This window comes from Streptomyces mesophilus (assembly GCF_040300965.1).
Classification (GTDB): domain Bacteria; phylum Actinomycetota; class Actinomycetes; order Streptomycetales; family Streptomycetaceae; genus Streptomyces; species Streptomyces mesophilus_A.
On record NZ_JBEPEW010000057.1, the window covers coordinates 37,377 to 48,073 of the forward strand.

Below are 10,697 nucleotides of genomic sequence, written 5' to 3' on the forward strand. Positions count from 1 at the left end.
CGGCTCGTGCTTCCGCAGGGCTCAGGAGCGGATCGCGCCTCCGCAGGGCTCAGGAGCGGCTCGCGCTCCCGCACTCCCCACCGCGCCCGGTCCCCTCGAGACCTTCGCTGCGGTCGTACGGGTCGACCCCCTCGTTCCCGCCGCCGCGTTCGTGGTCCTCGGCGAAGGTGGGGGAGAGGAAGCCGACGACATCACAACCGCCGTTGGTCGTATGCACCTTGTACGAGGAGAACGAGAACGTGCCCCGTTCCGTCCGCACCTTCGACGGGTCGTCCCAGCTCAGCACCAGCTCACGGCGCACGATGGTGCGGGTGACCTCGTCGCTGTCGCTCTCGGCACGGACGAACGGGTACACGAAGGTGACGTCTGCGGTCACTTCGAGGGCGCCGTACTCGCCCTCCTCGTACGAGAGCCGGCCGCGCGTCTTGACGACCTCGCCGACGAGCTCGACCTCGTCGGTGCGGTAGCGCGTGAACAGGAGCAGCGGGTCGGCGTCCCGCGTCGGCTCGGTGAGCGCCGTGGTCAACAGCGGCTTGACGTCCCGCTGTTGAGGGTTCACGAGGGCGATCGCCGCGTCGGGGCGCTTGCCGCGCAGCACGGCGGGATCGAGATTCGACGCGACGACGAAGGCCCGGGACTTCTCGAGGGCGTCCTCGACCGCGGCCCTGTCCATCCAGCCCGTCGCCCGCGCCTCGGGCACATGGATGCCGGCCGCCCCGTCGGCCCACTGGGCGGCCGGAGAGCCCTTGAACGGCTCGTCCCGGGTGGGCTGTTCGGCCCCGCCGCCCGCCGGCGCTCCGGACGGGCGCGTGGACTCCGCGGCCAGGGGGCGGTCGTCGGTGCCGCTGCCGCCGAACCAGCCGGACAGGGCGCCGGGTGTGAGCGCCACGATCAGCCCGGCGACGGCGAGCAGCAACGCAAGGACCTGCCAGGTCTTGAACCGCCGCTGCCGCGGGGGCTGGTGAGCGCGCCACCCCTGCGGGCCGTCGGGGGTGTCGCGCAGCCGCTCCGCGACCATCCGCGCCCGTGCCGAGGGCTCCTCGGGCGCGCCGGGGCTGCCCGCCTCGGCCTCCCGCAGGAAGCGCTCCCACTCCTCGTCCGGTATGGACGACTCGTCCTTGTTCGTACCCAACTCCCGTCCCCCTTCTTCCCGCGAGCGATGATCCCACAGGGGAAGAAGGGGCACATGGGGCGTGTGCGGTCAGGCTGCCGGATGGACGGTGATGAATGCAGCGCGGACCTGCGAGGCATCGCCCCGCTGCCAGGCGCCGCTGACGTGACCGTCTCCTCCCGGCACGAGCGCACGCATCAGCCGGAGGGTCACACCGCTCGTCAGCCCGATCCCGGTCCCGCTCTCCGTGTCGGTGACGGAGCCGATCCCGGCCGCCCCGAGCGGCGCACCCTCGTACGCGACCCGGACGTCGCGGTCCTCCTGATCGCTGACGCTCTGCGCCTGCGCCGTCGCGCGTCCGTCGATCAGCGCCGCCAACTCGCCGACCAGGACCGGGTCATGGCACCCGTCGTAGACCCACCGCTTGCCGAGAACGCCGTGCTCCGTGGTGCCGATGAGGGCCTCTTCGGCGCCCTGCAACGGCGCGCCGCGGTAGGTCATCGGAACGAGATACCAAGCCTCCGTGCTGCTGTACGACGCATCGCCGTACGACGCATCGCCGTACGACGCATCGCCGTACGACGCATCGCCGTACGACGCATCGCCGTACGACGCACCGGCATCGCTGACGACCATGAACTCGATCCCGACCTCACCCTCGGGGTCGTCGAGCCGGAAGCCGCCCGCCTTGGAGAGCTGCGGCCCCTCGGGACCGCCCCGGTACCACGGGCGGCCGGGCAGCCAGTCCGTGAGGAGTTCCAGCTTGGTCGGCTTGAGCGTCGTGTGATGGATCTCGGCCATACGGAAGTGACCTCCAAGGAGTTGGGCTGAGCATCGCCGTACCCAACCCTTTCACCGGGCTGTTTCATCCCGGCCCGGCGGGCTGGAGTCGCGTCCGCCCGGATCACCGGGACGGAACTCGCGCACCCAGGATTGACCGGCGGCCCTGCTGGGCACCTTCGTGAGCGATGAACCAAATGCACGAAAAGCGCGCCTTTCCGGTGTGCTGCAAGGAACCGGCGTAAGAGGTACAGAAATGCCGTTGCCGGACCCCGCCACCTCCCACAGCTCCCTCGCCTCTCTCACCTCCCTCCACTCCTTGCTCAAGTTCATCGAGCACCGCATCTGGGTCGCCGTCGGCTGCTGCGCCCTGGCCACGGCCTCCACCGTGGCGCTGGCCCGCCGGGCCCACGCCCAGGCGGGACTGCTGCTGCTCACCGCTTCCGCGCTGATGCTCGCCGCCGTACTGCTCGACCTGGCCCCCGAGGCCTGGCACGAGACCGTGCTCCTCGGTGTCCCCGGCTGGCTGCCGCCCGCGGTCGCCCTCGCCTCGTACGGCGTGGTCGGCCTGTGCACCCGTGGCCACGGACGGGCCCGCCGCCACCCCGGCCACGCACCGGGACGGCACCGCCGCCTCACCGAGACGGCCGGTGTGGTGTCGGCCGGACTCGGCACCGCGGCTGCACTCGGCGTCCACCGCGTCATGGAGGGCACGACCCTCGCCCTGATCCTCTCCGTCCCGGTCTTCCTCGCGCTGCTCGTGCTCTCCGTCGGCAACGGTCTGACGCTCGGTGTGATGCTCCAGGACAGCGGCCGGGATCCGCTTCCCTGGCTGGCGCTCGCCTGCCTGGGCCCCGCCCTCGGCGTACTCCTGAGCGTCCTCCACCCCTTCCCCGAGGTACTGCTTCCGTCGGCGCTCGCCGTGGTGGCGGGGATCATCGTGCGCCACGCGGTCGTCGGCCTGCGCCTCGCCATGCGCCGGCACGGGAACGGCCGCCCTCCGCACTGGCATCTCGCGACGGCGACGGCGACGGTCCTCGCGACGGGGGCGCTGCTCCTTGCGGCGCACTGAGGACCGCACTCCACACCGGTTCAGAGAGAGAAGCGAGGCATACGTGAACGAACACGAGGTGGCCGAGCGCGCGCCGCACGAGCACGAGGTCGACGGGCGCGAGATGTTCGAACGGCACCCCGAAGTCCCGGGCCGGCAACGCCCGTTGCTGACCCCCGACGACGTCCACCACAAGTGGTTCACGACCACGCGTCTGCGCGAGGGCTACGACCTCGGCGAGGTGGACACCTTCCTGCAGGACGTGGAGTACTCCCTCGCCTGCCTCCACCGCGACAACGCCGACCTCCGCCGCCAGCCCCCGCCCGCGGACACAGGCCAGGACGCCGCCCGCATCATCGCGCTGGCCGACCGCACCGCGGGCCAGGCGATCGCCGCCGCCTGCGCCGAGGCCCAGCGCATCATCGACGAGGCCCGCGCGAAGGCCGACCACCTGGAACAGGAAGCGGCGGCACGAGCGGCCCAGGCCTCCGCTCACGCCGAACAGGCGGCAGCCGACCACCTGCACACCCTGGACCGCGAGATCCGCGCGAAGCGCTCCGAACTGGAAGCCCTCACCAGCTCCCGCCTCACCCTCGAACGACAACTGACCGGCCTGCGCACCCTCCTCGCCGACTACCGAAGCCGCGTGACGGTCCACTTCGACGGCCAGCTCGAGGACCTGGAGCGGCAGACGGAGCAGTATCTTGGGTCGGCTTGGCCGTCCATGGAGCGGGGTGGGTGAGGCGGCCGGGCTCCATGGGGGGCGGGAAGCGTGGACGCGGTGTGGGGCGGGCTGGGCGAGCGGGTGTCCAGGGGTGTGGCCAAGGGGTGGCTGGCAGGGCTGGGCCTCAACCTGGCCGCACCGACAGAGGTGTTGATACGGCTCTTCGACTTGGGCGATGCCAAATTCCTGTGGTGGCGTGAGGTACCGGAGGCCGTACTAGACGCGGCGGTGGAGCACCCGTCGATATGGGCCTGGGCCAGGGCGGCCGACTCGGGCCGGCTCTCCGCCGCACAGTGGGAGCGCCTGCTCGCCCACACCGAGGGCCTGCCCGAGCACGCAGCGCTCGTGGAGATGGCGGAGCAACCGAGGGTCTCTGTGTGGCAGGGCATACGCAAGGGGATTCAGCGTCCGCCCGACGACGAAGCACGGCCTCCGGCGACTCCCGCCGAGATCGATGCCTGGGCCGCATCCGTCCCCGACATCCCGGCGGAGGCCCGCGAGGCTGCCCTGTGGTGGGTCGCGGCACTGCACGACCGGCCCGAAGCCATGCGGCAGTTGGCCGCCTCGCCGAACCGCTGGATACGCAGGAGCGTGGCCCGCGCCCGCCGACTGCCCCCGGACATCATCGGGACACTGGCCCGTGACGAGGACCGGGTGGTGCACCTCTTCCTGGCCGAATCCTGCGAGGACGCACCGGCCGAGCTGCTGCTCGACGTATGGACCTGGTGGGAGCGGAACGGCAGCTTCACCTTCCCCGGCCGGCCCCGCAACCACCCGAACTTCCCCCGCGACAGACTCCTGCGCTTCGCCGACGACCCGCGCCCCCGAGTCCGGTTGCTCGCCCTCGACGACCCCGAGTCACCCGCCCACCTGGTGGAGCGGTTCTCGCACGACGCCCACGGCGACGTACGCATGCGGGCAGCCGAGGACCCCCGCCTGGAGCCGGCGTCCGCGGCCCGGCTCGCGGAAGACACCGAGTGGCGGGTTCGCAACCGCGCGCGCAAGAACCCCGCGCTTCCGCCCTCCCTGCTCGTACGCCTCCTCCTGGACGAGGAGAGCGCCGAAGAAGCGGCGCACAACCCGGCGATCCCCCTCCCCGCCATGCACCGGATGCTCGACACCGCGGCTCACCACGATTGGACGCCCCGCAGATCCCGGCCCCGATGAGTTTCCGGCGCACATCCGGTCTGTCTCCATGAAGGGCCACCCCAGGCCCACCGACACCCGGGAGCTGTCATGAGCAAGGTAGTCATGCAAAACGTCGTCTCCGTGGACGGATTCATCGCCGACAAGAACGACGACCCGGGCCCGCTCTTCGAGTGGTACGCCAACGGCGACGTGGACCTCGGCGGCCCGGGCCTGCGCGTCTCGAAGGTCTCGGCCGCGTATGTGAAGCCCATGTGGGACGGCCTCGGGACCCTGGTGATCGGCCGGCACCTCTTCGACCTCACCAACGGCTGGGAGGGCACGCCCCCGGCCGGCCGGCACGTGGTCGTCGTCTCGCACCGGCCGAAGCCGGACGGCTGGCATCCCGAGGCCTCGTACCACTTCGAAGGCGACGTCACCCGGGCGATCGCCAAGGCGAAGGAGCTGGCGGGCGAGGACTACGTGGGCGTGGCGGCCGGCGACGTGGGCGGGCAGGCGCTCGCGCTCGGCCTCGTGGACGAGGTCGCGATGGACGTCGCACCGGTGGTCTTCGGCTCCGGCAAGCGCTACTTCGGCGCGGTCGACGCCCAGCACCTCCTCGAGGACCCCCACGTCGTCATCCAGGGCGACCGCGTGCTGCACCTCGCCTACCGCGTAAGGCGGCAGACCACCTGAAACCGTCTGGGTGGACACGCGTAGAGCCCCCTTGCCAACGCCCTGGAACAAGTCCACGATGGTCGCTTCTCGGTGGCCCCGGCCTGCGGTCTCGCCCCGGAAAAACGGGGCTTGACGTGGGCTTCGAAACAGGAGCACCAGCATGGACTTCGGACTCGTTCTGCAGACCGACCCGCCGGCCGCGCACGTCGTCAGCCTGATGAAACGGGCCGAACGCAATCGCTTCCGCTACGGATGGACCTTCGACTCGGCCGTGCTCTGGCAGGAGCCCTTCGTCATCTACAGCCAGATCCTGGCCCAGACGCAGCGGCTGACCGTGGGGCCGATGGTCACCAACCCGGGCACCCGTACCTGGGAGGTCACCGCCTCCACGTTCGCGACGCTGAACGACATGTACGGCAACCGCACCGTGTGCGGGATCGGACGCGGTGACTCGGCGATGCGGGTGGCCGGGCGCAAGCCCAACACCCTGGCGCGGCTCGGCGAGGCGATCGATGTCATCCGCGATCTGGCGGAGGGCCGCGAGGCCCAAGTCGACGGTGCGGCCGTGCGGTTGCCCTGGGTGCGGGACGGGAAGCTGCCGGTGTGGATGGCGGCGTACGGCCCGAAGGCGCTCGCGCTCGCGGGGCAGAAGGCCGACGGTTTCATCCTCCAGCTCGCCGATCCGTTCCTCACGGAGTGGATGGTCCGCGCGGTCCGTGACGCCGCCACGGCCGCGGGACGCGACCCCGCCGACATCAAGATCTGTGTCGCGGCGCCCGCCTACGTGAGCGACGATCTGGCGCACGCCCGCGAGCAGTGCCGCTGGTTCGGCGGCATGGTCGGCAATCACGTCGCCGACCTGGTCGCCCGCTACGGGGAGCATTCGGGTCTCGTACCCGAGGCGCTCACGGCGTACATCAAGCAGCGCGAGGGCTACGACTACAGCCACCACGGCCGCGCCGGGAATCCTTCCACGGACTTCGTCCCCGACGAGATCGTGGACCGTTTCTGTCTGCTCGGACCGGTCGAGGCCCACCTCGAGAAGCTGCGAGTGCTGAGGGATCTGGGTGTCGACCAGTTCGCCGTGTACGCGATGCACGACGCCCGCGAGCAGGTCGTCGACGTCTACGGAGCGGAGGTCATCCCCGCGATGGGATGAGAGGTCATCCCCGCGTCGGGATGACGGGTGTGCAAGCAGGGCCGGTCGGAACCGACCGGAGCACGTCAGAGCACGTCAGGGCAATCCTCAACACTCCCCAAGAGGAATGGACCGGGCATGACGTACGCGAATCCCTCACCCCACGTGGGTGAACCAGCCGTCCCCGCAACCCAGTTGGTCACCGCCGACGGCCAGGTCGAGCTGGCCCCCGGCGCCTATCCCGCAGACAGTGCGTACGCCAACGACGACCTCAAGCCCGTGCCGGTAGCGGAGCGGCACTGGACCACGTACAACTTCGCGGCGCTGTGGATCGGCATGGCGCACTGCATCCCATCCTGGACCCTCGCATCGGGGCTGATCGCACTCGGGATGGACTGGAGACAGGCGGTGTTCACCATCGCACTCGCCAATGTCCTGGTGCTCTTCCCGATGCTGCTCACCGGGCACGCGGGCCCGAAGTACGGCATTCCGTTCCCGATCCTCGCCCGTGCCGCGTTCGGCATCCGCGGCGCGAACCTGCCCGCGCTGCTGCGGGCGGCGGTGGCCTGCGGATGGTTCGGCATCCAGACCTGGATCGGCGGGCAGGGGATCTTCGTTCTCCTGGACAAGCTGTTCGACGGTTCGCTGGCGAAGACGGGTGTGATCGGCGGCCAGCCATGGGCGCTGTGGCTCTGCTTCGCTCTGTTCTGGCTGCTCCAACTGGCCATCATCTACCGGGGGATGGAGACGCTGCGCCGCTTCGAGAACTGGGCGGCGCCCTTCGTGCTGCTCGGCGCGGGCGTGCTGCTGTGGTGGATAGCCGACAAGGCGGGCGGCTTCGGCCCGCTGCTCGACCAGCCCTCGACGCTCGGCTGGGGCGCGGAGTTCTGGCCGGTCTTCTTCCCGGCTCTGATGGGCATGATCGGCTTCTGGTCGACGCTCAGTCTCAACATCCCCGACTTCACCCGCTTCGGCCGTGGACAGCGAGCCCAGGTCTGGGGGCAGACACTTGGGCTGCCGACGACCATGACTCTGTTCGCGTTCATGTCGGTCCTGGTGACCTCGGGCTCCCAGGCGATCTACGGCGAACCGATCTGGGAGCCGATCCCGCTGGCGGCCAAGGCCGACAATGCCTTCGGACTCGTCTTCGCACTGATCACCGTCCTGGTGGCGACGATCTCGGTGAACCTGGCGGCGAACGTGGTCTCTCCCGCGTACGACCTCTCGAACCTGGCGCCGCGTCTGATCAGCTTCCGCACCGGCGCGCTGATCACGGGCGTGGTCGGTGTACTGATCTTCCCGTGGGAGCTGATCTCCACGCCGGAGTTCTACATCTTCGTCTGGCTGGGCGTGGTCGGCGGTCTGCTCGGCACGGTCGCGGGCATCCTCATCACCGACTACTGGCTGCTGCGCCGCACCCGTCTCGCCCTGCGGGAGTTGTACGTGAAGGAGGGCCGCTACTGGTACAGCGGCGGGTGGAACTGGCGTGCCGTGCTCGCGTTCACGGTCGGCGCGCTGCTGGCGGTCGGGGGTTCGCACTCGGCGCCCGGGAAGGGGCCGTTCCCCGAGGACGGGCTGATCCCGTTCCTCAAACCGCTGTCGGATTACGGATGGGCCGTGGGGCTCGCGTCGGCGGCGGTGCTGTATTTGGCGCTGTCCTCGCGTACCCGGAACGAGGCGACGGAGGGCTGACGCCGGCATGTCCGATGGACGCCGGGGCCGGCCCCGGCGTCCGTCCGGTCCTCACGCCGTGGCGTCGGCGATCGCCTCGTCCAGGATCGCCAGGCCCAGCGCGAGCTCCTCCTCCGTCGCGGTCAGCGGCGGCGCGATACGGAACACGCCGCCCATCCCCGGCAGTTGGACGATGTTCATATGCAGGCCCAGCTCCAGGCAGCGGCGGGTGACGCGGGCCCCCAGCTCGTCCGAGCTCTCCTTCGTCGCACGGTCCACGACGAGTTCGAGCCCGGCGAGCAGCCCGCGGCCGCGGATGTCGCCCACGACCTCGTGCCGCTCCGCCAGCTCTTCGAGGCCCTTGCGCAGATACGTACCGAGCGACCGCGCCCGCGCGTCGAGCCCGTCGCGCGCCAGGACGTCGAGGACGGTGTTGCCGACGGCGGCCGGCAGCGGGTCGGAGACATGCGTGGTGAAGAACAGGAACCCGCGCTCGTACGCCTCCTGTTCGATCTCCGCGCTGGTCACTACGGCCGCGAGCGGCAGCCCCGCGCCGAGGGTCTTGGAGAGCGTCAGGATGTCCGGTACGACACCGTCGCGCTCGAACGCGTACCAGGACCCGGTGCGGCACAGGCCTGTCTGGGCCTCGTCGAGGATCAGCAGCATGCCGCGCTCGCGGCACTTGTCCCGCAGGGCGGCGAGGTAGCCCTCGGGCGGTTCGATGATGCCGCCCGAGCTGAGGATCGGCTCGACGATGCAGGCGGCGAGGCTGCCGGTGGACTGTGCGTCGATCATCTCGAAGGCGAAGTCCAGCTGGCGCCGCCAGTCGAGTGCGCCGTCGGGGGTGGTGAAGTCGGGGCGGTACGCGTGCGGTACGGGGATCGCGAAGTGGCCCGGCGCGGACGGACCGTACCCCTTGCGGCCCGCGCTGTAGGTCGCGGACGCGGCGGCCTGGGTCATGCCGTGCCAGGAGCGGGCGAACGACACGATCTCGTGCTTGCCGGTGACCAGCTTGGCCATCCGGATCGCGGCCTCGTTCGACTCCGCGCCCGTCGTCAGGAGAAGGGTCTTCTCCAGCGGCGCGGGGAGCGTTTCGGCGAGGCGGCGGGCGAGGTCGACGACCGGGCGGCTCAGCATGCCGCTGTAGAGGTGGTCGAGGCTCGCGATCTGGCGGCGGACCGTCCGGACGATCTCCGGGTGACTGTGGCCGAGGATCGCGCTCATCTGCCCGGAGGTGAAGTCGAGGAGCTTCCGGCCCTCCGCGGTGTACACGAAGCTGCCGGCGGCGCGCTCGATGATCTCGTGGGTGAACTCCCCGCCGTAGCGGACGAGATGCCGCTCGGCTTCGGCCCAGAAGCCGGAAGCGGCGGCCGGGTTCGGCGAGTTGTCACCCCCTGGTGCTCCCGCGCCCTCGCCCGGCATCGAGCTTGTGTCCTTGCCCGTGAATGCGCTCATGCCTTCGACCGTAGGTTCGCCACGAGCGTCGCGTCCATCTCACACTTCCGGACTTCCTGTACGGCTCAGCCGCACAACAATGGCGGCATGATGAACCCCTGGAGGCTGCGCCTGCTCAGCCAGCTGGACACGCTCGGCACGGTCCGCGCGGTGGCCCAGGCCGCCCACATGAGCCCGTCGAGCGTGTCCCAGCAGCTGGCCGTACTCGAGTCGGAGACGCGTACGCAGCTCCTGGAACGCACCGGACGCAGAGTGCGGCTGACCTCGGCCGGGCTGATCCTTGCCCGCAGGGCCCGGGCGCTGCTCGACCATATGGACAGTGTCGAGGCGGAGCTGCGCGGGTTCGGCGAGGAGCCGTCGGGGCTTGTGCGCCTCGGCGCCTTCCAGAGCGCGATCCACAGCATGGCGGTGCCGGCGGTGACCCGTCTCGCGCGGGAACATCCGCACCTGGACGTCGAGTTGCTCGAACTCGAACCGCATGCGAGCGTGCCCGCGCTGCGGGTGGGCGACGCGGACCTGGTGATCACGACCACGGACTTCGACGAACTGCCGCTCGGCCCCGACCTCGACCTCGTGCCCCTGGCCACGGACCCGGTCCTGGTGGTCCTCCCGCCCGATCACCCTGCCGCGGCCGGGCGCGGTCCGATCGACCTCGCGGCGCTCGCGGACGAGTCCTGGGCGTTCGACATCCCGCAGTCGTACATGGCGAACCTGACGCTGCGCCTGTGCCGACAGGCGGGGTTCGAACCTCGGGTGGTGTGCCGCTTCAGCAATTATCTGATGTCCCTGCAGCACGTAGAGGCCGGCCTCTCGATCACGCTGCTGCCCGGTTTGGCGGTGGACCCGCGCTACCGGGTGACGACCCGCCCCCTCGCCACGCCCGTGAGCCGCCGCATCACCGCGGCCCTGCGCCGAGGGGTGCCGCCGAGGGCGGCGGTACGGGCCGCAGCTCGTCCAGGACGGC

General features: G+C 70.6%; 10 protein-coding genes. 7 read left to right on the forward strand and 3 right to left on the reverse strand.

Translation table 11 applies throughout. The features are described from left to right. Positions 1–49: 49 nt before the first annotated feature. Positions 50–1,132: a hypothetical protein gene (locus ABT367_RS20880; protein WP_352254570.1), complete on the reverse strand. Its 1,083-nt coding sequence runs from the start codon at positions 1,130–1,132 to the stop codon at positions 50–52. Positions 1,133–1,201: 69 nt separating this feature from the next. Beyond that, a complete protein-coding gene (locus tag ABT367_RS20885; protein WP_352254571.1) occupies positions 1,202–1,912 on the reverse strand; it encodes a maltokinase N-terminal cap-like domain-containing protein in 711 nt (236 codons plus the stop codon). 235 nt (positions 1,913–2,147) lie between these two features. On the opposite strand from ABT367_RS20885, the gene ABT367_RS20890 reads away from it, so the two are divergent. The 6 genes from ABT367_RS20890 (at position 2,148) to ABT367_RS20915 (ending at position 8,299) form a co-directional block, all read left to right on the forward strand. Beyond that, positions 2,148–2,963 carry a hypothetical protein gene (locus tag ABT367_RS20890; protein ID WP_352254572.1) on the forward strand — a complete coding sequence of 272 codons (816 nt, stop codon included), beginning with the start codon at positions 2,148–2,150 and terminating at the stop codon, positions 2,961–2,963. Between the two features lie 43 nt (positions 2,964–3,006). Next, positions 3,007–3,684: a DivIVA domain-containing protein gene (locus ABT367_RS20895; protein ID WP_352254573.1), complete on the forward strand. Its 678-nt coding sequence runs from the start codon at positions 3,007–3,009 to the stop codon at positions 3,682–3,684. Positions 3,685–3,714: 30 nt separating this feature from the next. Beyond that, positions 3,715–4,833 (forward strand): hypothetical protein, encoded by a 1,119-nt coding sequence (locus tag ABT367_RS20900; protein WP_352254574.1) that lies wholly within the window; start codon positions 3,715–3,717, stop codon positions 4,831–4,833. Between the two features lie 69 nt (positions 4,834–4,902). Continuing rightward, positions 4,903–5,487: a dihydrofolate reductase family protein gene (locus ABT367_RS20905; protein ID WP_352254575.1), complete on the forward strand. Its 585-nt coding sequence runs from the start codon at positions 4,903–4,905 to the stop codon at positions 5,485–5,487. A 142-nt stretch (positions 5,488–5,629) separates the two neighbouring features. Beyond that, on the forward strand, positions 5,630–6,628 hold the full coding sequence (locus ABT367_RS20910; protein WP_352254576.1) for a TIGR03842 family LLM class F420-dependent oxidoreductase: 999 nt from the start codon (positions 5,630–5,632) through the stop codon (positions 6,626–6,628). A gap of 117 nt (positions 6,629–6,745) precedes the next feature. Further along, positions 6,746–8,299 carry an NCS1 family nucleobase:cation symporter-1 gene (locus ABT367_RS20915; RefSeq protein WP_352254577.1) on the forward strand — a complete coding sequence of 518 codons (1,554 nt, stop codon included), beginning with the start codon at positions 6,746–6,748 and terminating at the stop codon, positions 8,297–8,299. Between the two features lie 51 nt (positions 8,300–8,350). Here ABT367_RS20915 and ABT367_RS20920 read toward each other — a convergent pair whose 3' ends face one another. Beyond that, positions 8,351–9,700 (reverse strand): aspartate aminotransferase family protein, encoded by a 1,350-nt coding sequence (locus tag ABT367_RS20920; RefSeq protein ID WP_352254581.1) that lies wholly within the window; start codon positions 9,698–9,700, stop codon positions 8,351–8,353. Positions 9,701–9,820: 120 nt separating this feature from the next. Here ABT367_RS20920 and ABT367_RS20925 point away from each other — a divergent pair. Continuing rightward, positions 9,821–10,697: LysR substrate-binding domain-containing protein (locus ABT367_RS20925; RefSeq protein WP_352254578.1), on the forward strand; the 877-nt coding region annotated here is incomplete at its 3' end.

Excerpts from the sequence above, each read along its gene's own strand:
- ABT367_RS20885 (WP_352254571.1), bottom strand. The coding sequence starts at position 1,912 with ATGGCCGAGATCCATCACACGACGCTCAAGCCGACCAAGCTGGAACTC.
- ABT367_RS20905 (WP_352254575.1), top strand. The coding sequence starts at position 4,903 with ATGAGCAAGGTAGTCATGCAAAACGTCGTCTCCGTGGACGGATTCATC.
- ABT367_RS20910 (WP_352254576.1), top strand. The coding sequence starts at position 5,630 with ATGGACTTCGGACTCGTTCTGCAGACCGACCCGCCGGCCGCGCACGTC.
- ABT367_RS20920 (WP_352254581.1), bottom strand. The coding sequence starts at position 9,700 with ATGCCGGGCGAGGGCGCGGGAGCACCAGGGGGTGACAACTCGCCGAAC.
- ABT367_RS20915 (WP_352254577.1), top strand. The coding sequence starts at position 6,746 with ATGACGTACGCGAATCCCTCACCCCACGTGGGTGAACCAGCCGTCCCC.
- ABT367_RS20890 (WP_352254572.1), top strand. The coding sequence starts at position 2,148 with ATGCCGTTGCCGGACCCCGCCACCTCCCACAGCTCCCTCGCCTCTCTC.